This is a genomic window from Mycobacterium stomatepiae (assembly GCF_010731715.1).
Taxonomy (GTDB): Bacteria; Actinomycetota; Actinomycetes; order Mycobacteriales; family Mycobacteriaceae; genus Mycobacterium; species Mycobacterium stomatepiae.
Genome location: NZ_AP022587.1, coordinates 2,082,169 through 2,098,264 on the forward strand (window position 1 = coordinate 2,082,169; position 16,096 = coordinate 2,098,264).

The window sequence follows — 16,096 nt, forward strand, 5'->3', positions numbered from 1 at the left end:
GACAGGGAGCACCGATGAGCACGTGCCGACAGATCGCCCAAGCCATGACGGCGCCCGGAAAGGGCATCCTCGCCGCCGATGAGAGCATCGGGACGATGTCCGCGCGGCTGGAACAGGCCGGCGTCACCGCGACCGCGGACAGCCGCCGCACCTACCGCGAGATCCTTGCCACCACCCCCGGCCTGGCCGACGGGGTCTCCGGGATCATCTTCTGCGAGGAGACCCTCGGTCAGGTCTTCAGCGACGGGCGTCCATTCGCCCAGGCCGTCCGCGAACTCGGGATCCTACCCGGAATCAAGGTCGACACCGGCGCCAAGCCCTGCCCGGGACTACCAGGAGAGACGGTGACCGAGGGGCTGGACGAGCTCCCCGCCCGGCTGGCCCGCTACACCGAGATGGGCGCGGCGTTCGCCAAGTGGCGGGCCGTTTTTGCCATCACCGAAACCACGCCCAGCTGGGGCGCCATCGCGTGCAATGCGAATGCGCTGGCCCGCTACGCGGCGGCCTGCCAGGAGGCGGGGATCGTGCCGATCGTCGAACCTGAGGTGCTGATGACGGGCGACCACAGTCTTGCCCGGTGCGCCGAAGTGACCGCCGAGGTGCACGCCGCCGTGCGCCAGCAGCTGGGCCTTTTACAAGTGGATCTGGCCGGTATCGTGCTCAAACCCAACATGGTGATCGAAGGCGAAGATCACCCCACCCAGGCCACCGCGGAAGAAATTGCCGCGGCCACAGTTTCAGTGCTGCGCGCATGGCCGGCCGAACTCGCCGGCGTTGCGTTTTTGTCGGGAGGGCAGACGCCGACACGGGCCACCCGCAACCTGACGGCGCTGCAGGCGCACCGCACACCATGGCCGTTGACCTTTTCCTTCGGTAGGGCCTTGGTGTCACCGGCACTGGCCGCGTGGGGCGGTGATGAGACACGGATCGCCGCGGCACAGCAGGCGCTGTCCGGCCACGTCTCGGCGAACGCCTCCGCCGTGCGTCTGCGAAACGAGCTTCAGCCGGCCTGATCGGCGACACCGCGCAATGGGACGGTCACCGTGACCGTGGTACCCGATCCCGGCGTCGAGCGCACGACCAATCGGCCGCCCACCAGCTCGGAACGTTCTGTCATCGACAGCATGCCGTAGCTGGTGGGCGCCGGGACGGACGACGGGTCAAATCCGTCGATGCCGATCCCGTCGTCGGCAACCTCCAATCGGGCAACATCCGCCTCGACGGCAAAGCGCACGGTGCCAGTCATCGCGCGGGAATGCTTCACGACGTTCTGCAGGCATTCCTGCGCGATGCGGTACAAGGCCACCTCAACATGCTCGGGCAGTCGCTCGTCGGCCAACTCCAGGTCCAGGTCTACCTCCGGGATGGTCGATACCAAGCTGGCCAGCCCGCCGGCCAGACCGAGGTCGTCCAGCACAGGTGGCCGGAGCCCGCCGATCGCCGAACGAGCTTCTGCCAGCGTGAGATCGACTAAGTCGCGCGCTTTTTCGAGCTGTTCGGTGGCTTCGGCGCTGTCGTCGGTCTCGACGGCGTGGGCAGCCGCATCGAGTCGGTAGCTCAGGCTCACCAGCCGTTGAGAGATCCCGTCGTGAATGTCGCCGGCCAATCGCCTGCGCTCGGATTCCTGCGCGGCGATCACCTGTTCGGCGAAGGTGCCGTGCACCCGTTCCCGCGCGGCCAACTGCCGGTGCACCCGCGCTTGGTCGAGCGCGCCGGCGGTCAACCGCCCAATCGCCAGCAACAGCTGGATGTCACGGTCGGTGAAGTCCCGGCGGGCCACGGTGTGCACATTGAGGACGCCGACGAGCCGGCCCACCCCCGTCTCCATCGGGACCGATGCCATCGAGGTGAAGTCCGAGCCGCGCAATGCCGCGATCGGGACATAGCGCGGGTCTTCGTCTTTCCCGCTGGTGATGACCACGGGTTCGCGGTGTTGGGCCACCCAACCCGAGACTCCTTCGCCCAGCCGCAGCTGCACCTGGCCGATGCATTCGTCGAATGGTGGTGTCGCGCCAGCCAGACTCAACGACCCGCCGGAATCATCGAGGACATGCACGAAGCACACGTCGGACGCCGTGGCCGCGGTGATGAGCCGGGCGACCGCCGCCGCCACCGGCTCTACCGCCGGGCCGCTGCCGGTAGCGGCCACGATGTCGAGAAGCAGTGCGACCTCGCGGTCGGCATCCACCAGGCCCCGCACCGATCCCGTCACTGGTAGATCCCCTCGCGCAGCGCCACCGCGACCGCAGCGGTGCGGTCACTGACACCGAGCTTGCGATAGATGGAGCGCAGGTGGCTCTTGACCGTCTCGTCGCCGATAACGAGTTTGCTGGCAATGCCCCGATTCGACAGGCCAGCGACCACGAACGACAGGATTTCGCTTTCCCGCTGGCTCAGGCCCTGGCGCGCGCCCGGCCAGAATTCGTCGCGCTGCAGCCGGGCGGCGGTGTCGGCGGCCCGCGCGGCCAGGCCGGCGTCGATGGCGGTCAAACCGCTCTGGACATACTCCAGTTGCCGCACTAGTTCGTCGCTGTTGATGCCCTTCAGCAGATAGCCGGATGCCCCGACGCGGAGAGCCTGGAATAGGTACTGCTCGTCCTCGTACACCGAGAGCAGGATCACCTTGCTCGCCGGGTTGCGTTCGCGGATGTCACGGCACAGATCCAGACCGCTGGCGCCCTGCATTCTGACGTCACAGAGCACGATGTCGGGTTGCAGACTCTCGATGATTCGGAGCGCATTTTCGGCGCCGACCGCCTGGCCTACGACCCGCACCCGGTTACGAAAAGAGGCAAGCATCGCTTTAAGGCCCTCGATCACCATTTCGTGGTCGTCAACCAATACCACTCGAATGGGTCCGGTAATCGGCACCGCAGAGACCGCCATCATGCGAACACGATAATTGGCGACGCCAATGCCGTCACCTCCTTTTGCCCACATATTGCCGGTGACAACGTCACCCCGTATTCCCCCGCGTTGGGGGATTCGGCTTCCCGCAAGCCGCCGTAACGTCCCGGCAAGAGTAGAGGGAGGAATCGCTTTGATGACACCAAAGTTGGTCGCGTCGGTGCTGCCGGCAAACTTCGCCGAACTCGGCCGCGACGTTGCCGAGATCGAGCGCGCCGGTGTCGACCGGATTCAATGGGACGTCATGGACGGCCGGTTCGTCCCCAATCTGACCTTCGGTCCCGACGTGATCGCGGCCTGCCGCGACCGCGCCGCAATCGATTTCGAGGCGCATCTGATGGTCGAGGATCCCGATCCGATGTTGCCGCGGTGGGTGATCGAGGCGGGTTGTGAAATCGTGATCGTCCATGCCGAGGCGTGTCGACACCTGCACCGCACCCTGTCGAGCATCCGCGATCTCGGCGCCCGGGCCGGTGTTGCCCTCAATCCGGCCACCCCGTTGAGCGCGGTCCTCGACGTGCTCGACATCGTCGACCTGCTGCTCATCATGACGGTCAACCCAGGATTCGGCGGCCAGCGCTATCTCACCAGCATGGAACCCAAGATCGCGGCCGCTCGAGCTGAAATCGACCGTCGCGGAATGAATATCGAGCTCGAAGTGGACGGCGGCATCGGGCCTCGCACCATCGCCACTGCCGCGGCGGCCGGGGCCGACGTCTTCTGCGCCGGTTCGGCACTGTTCGCGGAGCCCAACATGACTGACCGGGTAAACGCACTGCGCACAGCCGTTTACGAGGCGAGCGGAAGGCTGGTGGCCCCGTGACCATCACACCACGAACGACCAGCGCACCGGAAGTCGCACTAATCCCTAAAGCGATCGAATCACTCACCAGCACAGACGAATTGGACCGACTAGCGATCAACACACTGCGATTCCTCGCTGCCGATGGTGTGCAGGCCGCCAACAGCGGACATCCCGGCTTACCGCTGGGTACCAGCGCGATCGCCTGGACGTTGTGGTCGCGGCACCTGCGCCACGACCCCGCTGATCCGCGCTGGCCCGACCGCGACCGCTTCGTGCTGTCCGCCGGCCACGGCTCGATGCTGCTCTACGCCCTGCTGCACCTGTTCGGTTACGGCCTGTCGATCGACCAACTGCGGAAGTTCCGGCAACTGGGCTCGCGAACCCCCGGGCACCCTGAGTACGGTCACACCCCTGGGGTCGAAACAACCACGGGCCCACTGGGACAAGGGCTTAGCAACGCTGTCGGGATGGCGTTGGCCGAACGGATGCTGGCCGCACGGTGCAACACCGACGAGCACACGGTCGTCGACCACCGCACCTGGGTGCTAGCCGGCGACGGCGACTTGATGGAGGGAATCAGCCACGAGGCCGCGTCGCTGGCCGGGCGCCTCCGGCTGGGCAAGTTGATCGTGATCTTCGACGACAACGACATCACCATCGACGGACCGGCGTCACAGAGCTGCACCGACGACGTCGAGGGCCGGTTCACCGCCTATGGCTGGCGAGTGCTCAGCGTCCCCGACGGCAACGACGTGCCCGCACTTGACCAGGCGTTCACCGAGGCGGTTCGCGGCGACGGCAGGCCTACGTTCATCCGGGTGGGCACCACCATCGGCTTCGGGGCGCCCGGCATCGAGGGGACCTCGAAAGCCCACGGGAGCCCATTGGGGTCGGAAGTGCTCCACGCCATGCGCACCCGTCTGGACTGGCCCGACGCACATTTCCACGTGCCCATTGCGGTCAGCGCGACCGCGGCCGTGACGGCCGCGCGAGGTGCCACGGCACGGGCGCAGTGGACTCAGATACACGCCGCGTGGCAAGTTGACCATCCGCAGCTCTCAGCGGACTTCCCGCTCGACACGGTTCCCACCGCCGACGACCTATCGGTGCTGACGCCGCTGGCCGACGGTTTGGCGTCGGGCGGAAAGTCAGCGACGCGCAAGGCATCCGGCTCGGCACTGGCGGCGCTGGCGGCCGTCTATCCGGGACTGGTCGGCGGGTCCGCCGACCTGGCCGCCTCGACCAACACCGCGATCCCCGGCGGTGACATCACGCCGGAGGACTACAGCGGCCGCACGATTCATTTCGGTATCCGCGAGCACGCGATGGCGGCGGTGATGAACGGCATCGCATTGCACGGCGGGCTGCGTCCATTCGGAAGTACCTTTCTGGTGTTCGCCGACTACCTGCGCCCGGCTTTGCGACTTTCGGCGCTGATGAAATTGCCGGTGGTGTATGTGTTCACCCATGACTCGGTACACGTCGGCGAGGACGGGCCCACACATCAGCCGGTCGAACAGCTGGAGTCGCTTCGACTCATTCCGGGCCTGACCGTGTTGCGTCCGGCGGACGCCGCCGAGACCGCGCTCGCGTGGCAGATTACGGCGGAGAACACCACGGGTCCAACAGCTTTGGTGCTGAGCCGCCAAGACCTTCCGGTGTTGGGCGGTGCCGGTCTGGACGACACCCGCCAATACGGCATGCGCGTGGTCCGCCCGGTGGCCGACACCGCCCACATCGTGCTGGCGGCCAGCGGCTCGGAGGTCGCCTTAGCCCTCGAGGCTGCCGAGTTACTCAGCGAGCATGGGATATCGGCGATCGTCATCTCGGTGATGTGGCGGGAACGGATCGCGGCCGCGCTGGACTCCGACGGCAGCGCCCTGCCCGATCTGCCGGTGGTGTGGATCGAGGCCGGCGTGACCACCGGCTGGCGGGCGCTGGCGCGGCCAGGCGACTCGGTGATCGGCATCGACCGCTTCGGCGAGAGCGGACCGGGTCCCGAGGTGGCAGCGCACCTGGGCCTGACCGCGGCGGCCGTCTTCGACGCTGCGCTGCGCAGCATCGCAGCGGGATGACTCGTGGCGCTAGAGGCGGTCGTCTTCGACGTCGACGGCACGCTGGCCGATACCGAACGCAACGGTCATCGGTTGGCGTTCAACGACGCGTTCGCCCAACACGGTTTGAACATCAACTGGACACCCGAGGCATACGGCCGGCTACTGGCGATCGCGGGCGGCCGCCACCGCATCAGATATGACCTGCGGGAGAGGGGGTTTGGCAGCCGCGCCGGTCGGTTGGCCTACGACATACACCAAACCAAGACAGCACTGTTCACCGATCGCATTCTCAACGGCGAGATCTGCGGGCCGCCAAGGACTAGCAGATGCGTGGAAGTTGCTCACCCAGTTGACGTTCGATGACCTGCGTAGTGCCAAATGGGGTCTTGCCCACCACCATGCCGGGATGCTCGGCAACGACACGACCGATGATCGCCGCGTTCGCGCCCTCGGTGCGCGTCCGCATCGCGGCCAGTACCGCTTCGCTATGGCCGGGATCGACGAACGCCACCATCTTGCCCTCGTTGGCCACCTGCAGGGGATCTAGCCCGAGAAACGAGCAGGCCGACGAAACCGCCTCGGGAATAGGGACTTTCGCCTGATCGAGTTCTATGCCGACCGACGCCGCACGGGCGATTTCGACGACCGCGGCGACAAGGCCGCCGCGGGTGGGATCGCGTAGCGCGTGCACCGCGGATCCTGCGGCGTCGAGCATGGCCGCGACCATCCGGTGCAACGGAGCGCTATCGGTGGTAACGGTGGTGCCGAAATCGATACCTTCGCGCACACTCATGATGGCCACACCATGCTCGCCCACGTTGCCCGACACGATGATATGGTCTGCGGCGCGGACCCGCTCGGGCCCAATGTGCACGCCCGGGGGAACGACACCCACCCCCGCGGTATTGACGAATAGCTGGTCGGCACCGCCGCTCGCGACGACCTTGGTGTCGCCGGTGACAATGCCCACGCCGGCGTTGGCGGCCGCCTTGCCCATGGTTTCGGCGACCGCGCCGAGCACATCCAGCTCGAGTCCTTCTTCCAGGATGAACCCGGCGGTCAGCGCGACCGGTTGGGCTCCGCTGCACGCCAAATCGTTGATCGTGCCGTTGACCGCCAAGTCACCGATGTTCCCACCCGGAAAGAACAGCGGGTGGACCACATACGAATCGGTGGTCAACGCGATGCGCCCGCCCGCGATATCCAGCAACGCCGAATCGCGCGCGGCACCGGCCACGCCGCCGAAGGCGGGCAGGAACAGGTTCTCGATCAGCTCCTCGGAGAGCACACCGCCGCCGCCGTGGCCCAGCACGATGCGCTTCGTCTCACGAAGCGGCAGCGGACAAACCCAATCGGCCGGGTCGATGGCGACCGGTGGCTCAGGCATGAGCGGCTTCCAACCGCCGGAACTGGTAGTAGGCCGCACAGGCGCCCTCGCTGGACACCATGGTCGCGCCCAGCGGCGTACGCGGCGTGCACGACTTGCCGAATGCCGGGCACTCGTTGGGTTTCAGCAGACCCTGCAGCACTTCCCCACTATGGCACTCCGCCGATTCGGACACCCGCAAATGCCCAACCCCGAACTTCAATTCGGCATCGAACTGTGCGTACCTCGGCGACAGCGCCCACCCGGACTTGGGGATCATGCCGATGCCGCGCCACTGCCGATCGGTCACCACGAACACGTCCGCGAGGGTCTGCTGGGCGACCGCGTTGCCCGCGGCGGTCACCGCGCGCGGGTAGGCGTTACGCAGTTGCGGCGTGCCCGCCTCCAGGAGGTCGACAGCCTGCCGGACGCCTTCGAGCAAATCCAGCGCCTCGAATCCGGTGACCACGATCGGAACCTGGAATTCGTCGACCAGCGGCCCGTATTCGCCGGTGCCCATCACGGTGCATACGTGTCCGGCGGCCAGGAATGCCTCGACCCGGTTAGTCGGCGAGCTCAAGATCGCCGTCATGGCCGGAGGCACCAACACGTGCGAGACCAGCATGGAGAAGTTCGTGAGCCCGAGTCGCTGCGCGTGCACCACCGCCATCGCGTTAGCCGGCGCGGTGGTCTCGAAGCCGACCCCGAAAAACACCACCTGCTTGTCGGGATTGTCGGCGGCCACCCGGGTGGCATCCAAGGGCGAGTACACGATTCGAACGTCGCCACCGCGAGCGCGCACACCGAACAAATCCTGACTGCTGCCCGGCACCCGCAACATGTCGCCGAAGGAGCAGAAGATCACGTCCTCGCGCGCCGCGATATCCAGCGCGCGGTCGATCATCTCGAGCGGCGTCACGCATACCGGGCATCCCGGACCGTGAATGAATTCCACCGCACCGTCCAGCAATTGGTCGATGCCGTTGCGAATGATCGAATGTGTTTGCCCACCACAGACTTCCATGATGGTCCAGGTTTTGCTGACGCGCTTCTTGATGTGGTCGACCAAGGTGTGTGCGGCCACCGGGTCACGGAATTCATCCAGATACTTCATGCCGGTTCCCTCCTGCCTTGACCCTCGTCACCGGCCAATTCGTCATCGAGAACCCCGAGGTCGTTGAACATCCGCAAGGTCTCCTGCGCCGACGCCTCGTCGAGGCGGGTGATGGCGAAACCGGCGTGCACGATGGTGTATTCGCCGATTTGCATGTCCGGCAGGTACGCCAGGCACACGGTCTTGGTGGTGCCACCGAAGTCGACGGTGCACATGCGCGTCCCCGCCTCGTCCCAGGTGCCGACGACTTTGCCAGGAATTCCGAGACACATACGCTATGTCCCTCTCTCGTGCCGGCGTGCCGCGATGACTGCCTGGCCTAGCGCCAGACCACCGTCGTTGCACGGCAATACTGCGTGGGTCAGCACCTCGAAACCGTTGCTGGCCAATTCTTTACGGAGTCCATCGCGTAGCAATCGGTTGACGAAGACGCCGCCGGTCAACCCGATGGTGCCGACACCTGCTGCGACTCGATATACCGCCTGCGCGGTCGCCCTGACGACGGCGGCGTGAAAGCCCGCGGCCAGATCGGCCGTTGGCGTGCCGCTCCGCAGACCCCGCACCAGTTCGGTGATCAGCGGCACCGGGTCCAAGACCCCCGCGGTCACCTCGAAGTCCATCGGCGCCGGTCGACCAAGGCGCGCCAGATGTTCGAGCTCGACGGCCGCCTGTCCCTCGTAGGTCACGTCGTGGCAGACGTCGAGCAAGCTGGCCACGGCGTCGAACAGGCGACCCATGCTGCTGGTGGCGACACATCCGATCCCATTTGGGATCTGCTGGGCGAGCACTCGGCGCGCCTGCTCGCTCAGCCGGGCGAACGCCGGAATGTCCTGTGCCCATTCGACGCCGGCGCGGTGTAGCAGGTCCAGGGCTATCCGGTCGGGGTGACGCACCGCGCCGTCACCGCCGGGCAGGGCAAACGGCTTCAGGTGTCCGACCCGCGTGAAGGCCACCGGGTCGGTCACCATGAGAAGTTCACCGCCCCAGATGGTGCCGTCCGTGCCATAGCCGGTGCCGTCGAAGGCGACCGCAAGCATTGGCGAGTCGAGCCGGCCGTGCTCGGCCAGCAGCGATACCGCGTGGGCGTGATGGTGTTGCACCTGCAGCACCGGCCGGCCCTGCCGCCGCGCCCAATGAGTCGTGGCGTAGGCCGGATGCAGATCGCAAGCGATAAGTCGGGGTTGACGGTCGGTCATGAACGCCAGGTGTTGCTCGGCCGATTCGAAGCAGCTCTGAGTCCGCGGGTCAGCCATGTCACCCAGGTGCGACGACAGGTGGGCGTTTCCGTCAGAGGACAACAGACAAAACGTCGTCTTGAGGTCCCCACCGGTTGCCAGGACCACGGGGACACCGGCCGTAGCGGGTGTCGAAACTGGAAGCGGCGCGTATCCGCGGGAACGTCGAATCGGCACCAGGCCGCCGTCGCCGTCAATCGTGAGAACCGAATCCTCGCACGGCACATGGATGGGTCGGTCGTGGCTGAGCACCGCGTCCGCCAAACCGTCGATCCAGTTCAGATCGGCATCGCGGAAGACGATCGGAGACCCCCCGTTGTTGGCCGAGGTCATCACCAGCGGGACCGGACCCAAACGATCGAAGAGCAGGTGGTGAACCGGCGAATAGGCAAGCACCACTCCGATCTCGGACAGGCCGGGTGCCACGCACGCCACGTTCGAGTCGTCGCGGGCGGGCAGCAGGACGATCGGCGCGGCAGGTGACCGCAGCAGTTGGGCCCCAGCATCGTCGACGTAACAGATACGTTGCGCCGCAGCGATATCGGAGACCATCACCGCGAAAGGTTTCGCGGGCCTACCCTTTCGGTGCCGCAGGTTGGCGACCGCAGCGACGTTGTCGGCGCGGCAAGCAAGATGGAACCCGCCGATGCCCTTGATTGCGACAATCAGGCCGTCCTCGAGCGCCTGCGTGGCCGCGGCGAGCGGTTCGAGGAAGTTACCGGGGCCCCGCCAAGACAGGGTCGGGCCACAGTCCGGGCAGGCAATGGTTTGCGCGTGGAACCGCCGGTCGGCCGGGTCTCGGTACTCGGCCGCACACGTGGCGCACATCGGAAACTTCGCCATGGTGGTGGCGGGCCGGTCGTAGGGCAGGTCGGTGATCACCGTGTAGCGCGGACCGCAGTTGGTGCAGGTAATAAAGGGGTGCCCGAAGCGGCGGTCGGTCGGATCGCGGAGTTCGCGCAGACAATCAGCGCAGATTGCGATGTCCGGCGGCACCAGGGTGCGTCGGTCGTCGTCGATGCGGCTGTCGACGATCCGGAACCCGGACTCGCCATTCGTCAGCAGTTGGCGGGCTTCGATCGAGTCGATACGCGCCATCGGCGGGTGGTCAGCGCTGAGAGCCGATACCGCGGCTTCGACGGCTTCGGGTGCACCCTCGAACTCGCAGTGCACCGCGCCGGAGTCGTTGTACACGCAGCCGGCTAGCCCGTGACGTGCGGCGATGCGTGCGACAGCGGGGCGGAATCCAACGCCTTGGACCACGCCCGCGATGTCGAGCCGCAACCGCACGCTGGTCACCGCAACACCTGACTGCCCATCACGAACCTCCCGAGCAGCAAGGACTCCCATGCCTAGTGGGCTGGCGGCATGGGCGGTCACGCTCAGGTTAGACCGGACCCAATGTGCCGACAATCACAATTTCGCACACAAAATCTGCGTTTTTCCGCAGTTAATTTTCGCGACAGCGTTGTCCCTCGCGAGGCAGCATGGTGTACTGCACGAGCTGTCGCTGTGTCAGGCCATCGCGGGTCTGGTGAAGCCCCATGCGGCGGGTCGTCGCGTCGATGTCGTGCGTGTCCAAGTCGGCGCGCTGCGACAGGTGGTGCCCGATTCCCTGGAGTTCTGTTGGTCGTTGGTGTGTCAGCAACTCGAAGAGAATATGGTCGATGCCCAGCTGGAGCTCGACCTCGTTCCCGCGGAGGTACTGTGCCACGACTGCGAACAACAGTCGCGGATTGAGTCTCGGTGGTCGGTCTACTGTCCGGGTTGTGCAAGCACGGACGTTGACGTGTTGTCCGGCAACGAGTTCTTGGTCACGTCGATCGAAGTGTCATGAAAGGGCAAGTGAGTGGGTAGATTTCACCGTCACGACGACGGCACCGTGCACAGCCACGACCACGATCGCGAGGGTCACCAGCACGAGCACGGCGACCACAGCGGATATGCGACCGGCTCGCAGCGCATCGACGTGCTCGAGTCCATCTTCGCCGAAAACGACAGTCGCGCCGCCATCAACCGGCGCGCCTTCGAGGCCAATGGCATCCGAGCCTTGAACCTGATGAGCTCGCCTGGATCGGGCAAGACCACGGTGCTGGCCGCCACCCTGGACGAACTCGGCGGCGAGATGGCCGTCGGGGTGATCGAGGGCGACATCGCCACCGACCTCGACGCCGCCAAACTCGCCGGCCGGGGCGCGCAAATATCGTTGCTCAACACCAACAATGGCTTCGGTGGCGAGTGTCACCTGGACGCCCCTATGGTCAACCGGGCACTGCAGGGGCTCGAGCTACCGGCGCTGGACCTGGTGATCGTCGAAAACGTCGGCAACCTGGTCTGTCCGGCAGAATTCGACGTCGGCGAGCACGCCAAAGCGATGGTTTACTCGGTCGCGGAGGGTGAAGACAAGCCACTGAAATACCCGGTCATGTTCCGGTCGGTCGATGTCTTGCTGCTCAACAAGATCGACTTGGTCCCCCACCTCGACGTCGACATTGCGACCTACATCGATCACATTCGACAAGTGAATCCGACCGCCGAAATCCTTCCAGTAAGTGCGCGCACCGGCGACGGCATGTCGAAGTGGTTTGACTGGTTGCGACAGTTCGCGTCCTCGAGTCGCACATCCGGGCCCGTTGCCGACGACGCGGGTTCCGCCCGGCACCTCGGCCAGGAGACGACCACAACACAAGGCTGAGCGCTGATTAGAAGACGGCTGAACTTCCCGCGGAATACACAGACAGCCAACGACTTTCCATTCTCAATACCCGGCGATGCTCCAGCGCAAGCCAGACTAGGCCACCTACGATCACCGGTATTCCGACGCCAACAAGTGTCAGCACCCACTCTCGGTGTCCGTACGCGGCTGCGGCCACCCCGCCAACCAATGACGCGACCCCGAGCACAATCGCCAAGAGTCCCGGCCAACAAAGTCTGTCTATGAAAAATTCGCCGGCATGCGGACACGTCGTGCGGAAATGATCGGTCGGATCTGCGGTGTCGCTCATAGCTTCTCCTCGGTAGAGCTGAGACGAAGCTAGTCGTGATCACTCGATCGGCCGTCCCCCATCCGGGTGGTCAGCGATGTGATCCCAAGGCGGAGTGCGTCGCTAATGAACGTCGGTGATCAAGTGGGTGAGCAGAAGCGACGCGAGCTTCCACGCGTCGGCGTGGCGAACCCAACGCTCGGTGTAGTGCCCGTAGCCGGTGACAGATGTGCCGTTGTCGAACACAATCCGATCCTGCACGGCCCATATCACCCGCGCCTCGTCGTCGTCGAGGTCGACCTCCGGGGTATGGACTTGGTGAGCAGTCTTGGCACCGGCTACCAGAGACTTCAAGAGTGCCAGCGTCTCGTTCCGCCCCACCGTCATCTGCGGATCGGACTGTCCGTCACTCATCCCGAATTCGATATCGTCGACCATCAACGCCGCCAAAGCATTCCAGTCCTGGGTGTCGAGTGTCCGGCAGTACTTGGCCTTGGCTTGCGTCAGTTCGTAGAACGCGATCAACTCGGCATGCCCGGTCATCGGACCGTCAGTTCCAATCGATCAAGTCGGCGGACCAGGATGCTGGGTAGCCATTGGCCGACGTCGGTGGCCTCGATCCAGGTGGTCTGGTGCAGCAGTGTCCGAAAGACGATCTGGGCTTCCAGGCGCGCCAGTGCAGCCCCGACGCAGAAGTGAGCACCCTTGCCGAACGTGATGTGCCCTTTGCCGCCGCTACGGTCCAGGCGGAACTCGTTGGGTCTGTCGAACTGTCGGGGATCGCGGTTGGCGGCTCCCCACATCAAGAGCAGGCGCGAATCGGCGGGCAGATCGACTCCGGCCAGCGTCGTGTCTCGGACGACGTGGCGGTAGTGGCCGCGGAACGGCGACTCGTACCGCAAGGTTTCCTCGATGAACGCACCCAGCAGATCGGGCTGGGCGCGGAGCTGTTCCTGAATGTCTTTGTGCGTTGCCAGGATCCACGCTGCACTGCCCAACAAGGAGGCGGTGGATTCGCCCGCGGCACTGAACAACGTCAGCATGATCGCCATCGCCGGCATGTGCTCCACCTCGCCCGAGGCGTAGCGGGCCGCCAGGTCGCCGATCAGCCCCGGCGAAGAATGTTCACTGGCCTTCGCGAAATGCTCCATGACGTAACCGGCTAGCTCCATCGCCGCCGCGCCGGCGGCGTCGAGCTCGCTCGGGCTAACGACGCCGTCGAGCAGAGTCGTCGTGGCGTAACCCAGTCGGATTAGCTTGTCGACGTCATCCTGGGGCAGTCCCAGCAGGTCGGCGACGACCATCATCGGGAGCCGATTCGCCATGGCACTCATCCACTCGATGCGCCCGTCGATCAACCCTCGAGTCCACAATTGGGTCGCAGTGGCTCCGGCGAATTCTTCGATGACGCGAATTCGCTTGGCAGCCAGATGAGGCACCAGTAGCTTGCGGTGTGCATCGTGCAGGGGGTCGTCGGCAGTGGCCAGGGCGTGCTGCGGGCCGCCCAGCGGTCCCATATCGAACGGTGTGACGGTGCCGTCGCGGTACACCATCGTCGCGGTCAGATTGGAAGAAAAGTCCTCGACACGGTTGACGGCCTCGGTCACGGCGTCCCAGCCGCACACCGCGTAGAAGGTGGAGTCGCCGATGCGTTGGACCGGTGATTGGTCGCGCATCCGATCGTAGAGCGGGTACGGGTCCTGTAAGGCCTCGGTGCCGAAGAAGTCGGTCGCGTCCGCCAAGAGGGTCATGGGGTCAGGGTGAACTCCGCCGGCACCTGCGTCAATGACCTGCGGCAAACGTGAAAACCGACCCGGCGCGGGCACGCCCGCGGCCCCCTCAGGGCACGCGCCCAACCAGCGCCTTCGCTGAGAAATGGACCTTGCTTTTTCTCACGGTGATAGAACGCAGTGATGGATTCGCGGCAAGCGCCGGCGGCTGATGACTGGCTGATAGGGCGAGATCGTCATACGGAGGCTGCCGAACGCATCTACGCCGCAGCCGCCGACCTGATGTCCCAACACGGGTATGACGGCTTCAACATCGACGCCCTGGCTGCCAAGGTCCACTGTTCGCCGGCGACCATCTACCGCCATGCCGGAGGCAAGAGCACCATCCGCGACGCCGTGATGAGCCGGCAGGCCGAAGGCGTACTCGAGTCGGTCCGCGAAGCCATCGCCGGGTTGACCGGTGCGGAACGCATCGTCACCGCCACCACGGTCGCGTTGAAGCGGCTGCGGGCCGATCCACTGTCAATCATCATGCGTTCGATGACCACACTCCCCGGCGAAGAGTGGCTCACGAAGTCCCCTGTCGTCACCCGCCTCGCCGACGAAATGGTCGGCCTGACTACGCCCGATCCCCTTGCGTCGCAATGGCTGATCCGAGCGTTTCTTGCACTGTGGTGCTGGCCGATCGCAGACGCCGATACCGAGGAGCACATGGTGCGGCGATTCCTCGGACCGCCCTACGACGCGGCATCCAACGACCCAGTCGCATAGCTTCAATTAGGTGCACAGGGCTCAGCTCAGCTGATCTTGGTGATTTGCACCGGCGTGCTCAGGACGAGTGAGCGGTTTCGTCCGCAGTTTCCGCTCGTGCCGGTGGTTTGGTCTGCGATTCCAGCAGACGCTCAAGAAATGGCTACGCGCCCAGCCACATCAGCCACCCAGCGTCACCGAACAACAGGTAAGCAACTGCTGCGGGCGCACCGCTAACTCGTCACGGGGCCGCACGCGCAACGATGTGCGGTCATGACGATCGCATGCTCATAGCTGCTCGGCGCCGCCGTCGACGAAAAGTTCGCTTCCAGTCATGAAGCTGCTTTGGTCGGAGGCCAAAAAGAGCACTGCGGCGGCAATCTCGCTAGGCCTTCCCAACCGGCCCATGGGCGACCATACTGCGCTCGCAAGTAAGCCGCTGCCCAGTCAGCAAATTCAGCTCGCCCAGGAATTGACCCCGGCCGTGGCGGGCCAGGACGGTTTCGCTGTGATCGGCGCCGGACTGGCGAACCATTTCGACGACGGCGCTGACCAATACGACAAAGTCATAACTAGGTTGGCTTGCCTCAAACAGCAGCTCCTCCAATAGAACTGGATTCGCCATGCCGTTGCTGTGCAACCGCGTCATTTGATCGTCATCCAAGACGGGAAAGACCTCAGTCTCGCTCGCGCACTCACACGTCTGACTACAGGAAGACGACGGTCACTGGCAGCGCAGCGGTTTCGTTTCCAGTGCCTGGGCAGGATCACATTCTCGGCCTCCGGCACGAGGGTTCCGATTGCCAAGTGAGACATGGCATTTCGGCGTAGCGGCCGAGGCCAAAGCCCGCGCCCGGCGGTAAACAGTGCCGACGTGCCACCCAGTGTGACTCGAGGTTGGCGAATGATGTTGTGTCTGTGCGCGTTATGGTCGGTCGCGCTCGCGATCCGACTGCGGCGAACCAAAACAATAACCCGGCCGATGGCCGGGGCGATCTGCAGCCAATGACGCGACTCATCACAATGGTGGAGCTAAGGGGATTCGAACCCCTGACCCCCACACTGCCAGTGTGGTGCGCTACCAACTGCGCCATAGCCCCAAGAAGTTGTGCCAATCGAAGCTACACCACCGATAACCGTCCTTCAAA

General features: G+C 65.0%; 16 protein-coding genes, 1 tRNA gene and 1 pseudogene. 7 read left to right on the forward strand and 11 right to left on the reverse strand.

From position 1 onward, the window contains the following. Window positions 1–14: 14 nt before the first annotated feature. A complete protein-coding gene (locus tag G6N54_RS09850) occupies window positions 15–1,013 on the forward strand; it encodes a class I fructose-bisphosphate aldolase (protein ID WP_163789869.1) in 999 nt (332 codons plus the stop codon). On the opposite strand, the gene G6N54_RS09855 is transcribed toward G6N54_RS09850, so the two are convergent. Beyond that, on the reverse strand, window positions 1,001–2,212 hold the full coding sequence (locus tag G6N54_RS09855; RefSeq protein ID WP_232073538.1) for a GAF domain-containing sensor histidine kinase: 1,212 nt from the start codon (window positions 2,210–2,212) through the stop codon (window positions 1,001–1,003). The two genes, G6N54_RS09850 and G6N54_RS09855, sit on opposite strands and share 13 nt — an antisense overlap. Then, the gene (locus tag G6N54_RS09860; protein WP_232073539.1) at window positions 2,209–2,889 is read right to left on the reverse strand and encodes a response regulator; all 681 of its coding nucleotides are present in this window, start codon (window positions 2,887–2,889) and stop codon (window positions 2,209–2,211) included. Before G6N54_RS09860 ends, G6N54_RS09855 begins: the two co-directional genes overlap by 4 nt. A 154-nt stretch (window positions 2,890–3,043) precedes the next feature. Here G6N54_RS09860 and rpe point away from each other — a divergent pair, with 154 nt between their 5' ends. From rpe to G6N54_RS09875, 3 genes are read left to right on the forward strand one after another with little or no spacing between them, the layout of a single operon-like run. Beyond that, a complete protein-coding gene (gene rpe, locus G6N54_RS09865; RefSeq protein ID WP_163789870.1) occupies window positions 3,044–3,730 on the forward strand; it encodes a ribulose-phosphate 3-epimerase in 687 nt (228 codons plus the stop codon). Then, on the forward strand, window positions 3,727–5,787 hold the full coding sequence (tkt, locus tag G6N54_RS09870; RefSeq protein ID WP_232073540.1) for a transketolase: 2,061 nt from the start codon (window positions 3,727–3,729) through the stop codon (window positions 5,785–5,787). The genes rpe and tkt overlap by 4 nt, the downstream gene beginning before the upstream one ends. Before the next feature lie 3 nt (window positions 5,788–5,790). Beyond that, on the forward strand, window positions 5,791–6,132 hold the full coding sequence (locus G6N54_RS09875) for an HAD family hydrolase (protein WP_163789871.1): 342 nt from the start codon (window positions 5,791–5,793) through the stop codon (window positions 6,130–6,132). On the opposite strand, the gene hypE is transcribed toward G6N54_RS09875, so the two are convergent. The 4 genes from hypE to hypF are packed head-to-tail and all read right to left on the reverse strand — an operon-like array spanning window position 6,089 to window position 10,834. After that, window positions 6,089–7,156, reverse strand: coding sequence for a hydrogenase expression/formation protein HypE (gene hypE, locus G6N54_RS09880; protein ID WP_163789872.1), 1,068 nt, complete (start codon window positions 7,154–7,156; stop codon window positions 6,089–6,091). The genes G6N54_RS09875 and hypE overlap by 44 nt on opposite strands. Continuing rightward, on the reverse strand, window positions 7,149–8,249 hold the full coding sequence (gene hypD, locus G6N54_RS09885) for a hydrogenase formation protein HypD (RefSeq protein ID WP_163789873.1): 1,101 nt from the start codon (window positions 8,247–8,249) through the stop codon (window positions 7,149–7,151). Before hypD ends, hypE begins: the two co-directional genes overlap by 8 nt. After that, window positions 8,246–8,521: a HypC/HybG/HupF family hydrogenase formation chaperone gene (locus tag G6N54_RS09890; protein ID WP_163789874.1), complete on the reverse strand. Its 276-nt coding sequence runs from the start codon at window positions 8,519–8,521 to the stop codon at window positions 8,246–8,248. The genes hypD and G6N54_RS09890 overlap by 4 nt, the downstream gene beginning before the upstream one ends. A gap of 3 nt (window positions 8,522–8,524) precedes the next feature. Then, window positions 8,525–10,834 (reverse strand): carbamoyltransferase HypF, encoded by a 2,310-nt coding sequence (hypF, locus tag G6N54_RS09895; protein ID WP_163789875.1) that lies wholly within the window; start codon window positions 10,832–10,834, stop codon window positions 8,525–8,527. Window positions 10,835–10,979: 145 nt separating this feature from the next. On the opposite strand from hypF, the gene G6N54_RS09900 reads away from it, so the two are divergent. Next, window positions 10,980–11,321 carry a hydrogenase maturation nickel metallochaperone HypA gene (locus tag G6N54_RS09900; RefSeq protein ID WP_163794637.1) on the forward strand — a complete coding sequence of 114 codons (342 nt, stop codon included), beginning with the start codon at window positions 10,980–10,982 and terminating at the stop codon, window positions 11,319–11,321. 12 nt (window positions 11,322–11,333) lie between these two features. Continuing rightward, window positions 11,334–12,179, forward strand: coding sequence for a hydrogenase nickel incorporation protein HypB (hypB, locus tag G6N54_RS09905; RefSeq protein WP_163789876.1), 846 nt, complete (start codon window positions 11,334–11,336; stop codon window positions 12,177–12,179). 7 nt (window positions 12,180–12,186) lie between these two features. Here hypB and usfY read toward each other — a convergent pair whose 3' ends face one another. The 3 genes from usfY to G6N54_RS09915 all read right to left on the reverse strand — a co-directional run bounded on the left by usfY (window position 12,187) and on the right by G6N54_RS09915 (window position 14,219). After that, complete coding sequence (usfY, locus tag G6N54_RS31040) at window positions 12,187–12,489, reverse strand: protein UsfY (RefSeq protein ID WP_269475883.1); 303 nt, start codon at window positions 12,487–12,489, stop codon at window positions 12,187–12,189. Between the two features lie 102 nt (window positions 12,490–12,591). Next, on the reverse strand, window positions 12,592–13,011 hold the full coding sequence (locus G6N54_RS09910) for a nuclear transport factor 2 family protein (protein ID WP_163789877.1): 420 nt from the start codon (window positions 13,009–13,011) through the stop codon (window positions 12,592–12,594). Beyond that, on the reverse strand, window positions 13,008–14,219 hold the full coding sequence (locus tag G6N54_RS09915; protein WP_163789878.1) for a cytochrome P450: 1,212 nt from the start codon (window positions 14,217–14,219) through the stop codon (window positions 13,008–13,010). The genes G6N54_RS09910 and G6N54_RS09915 overlap by 4 nt, the downstream gene beginning before the upstream one ends. Before the next feature lie 162 nt (window positions 14,220–14,381). On the opposite strand from G6N54_RS09915, the gene G6N54_RS09920 reads away from it, so the two are divergent. Then, window positions 14,382–14,969 (forward strand): TetR/AcrR family transcriptional regulator, encoded by a 588-nt coding sequence (locus G6N54_RS09920; RefSeq protein WP_163789879.1) that lies wholly within the window; start codon window positions 14,382–14,384, stop codon window positions 14,967–14,969. 267 nt (window positions 14,970–15,236) lie between these two features. Here G6N54_RS09920 and G6N54_RS09925 read toward each other — a convergent pair. Together G6N54_RS09925 and G6N54_RS09935 are read right to left on the reverse strand one after the other, a co-directional pair. Next, window positions 15,237–15,359: pseudogene (locus G6N54_RS09925) on the reverse strand (SDR family oxidoreductase); the annotation flags it as partial. 613 nt (window positions 15,360–15,972) lie between these two features. Then, window positions 15,973–16,048 (reverse strand) — tRNA-Ala (locus G6N54_RS09935). Window positions 16,049–16,096 lie beyond the last annotated feature (48 nt).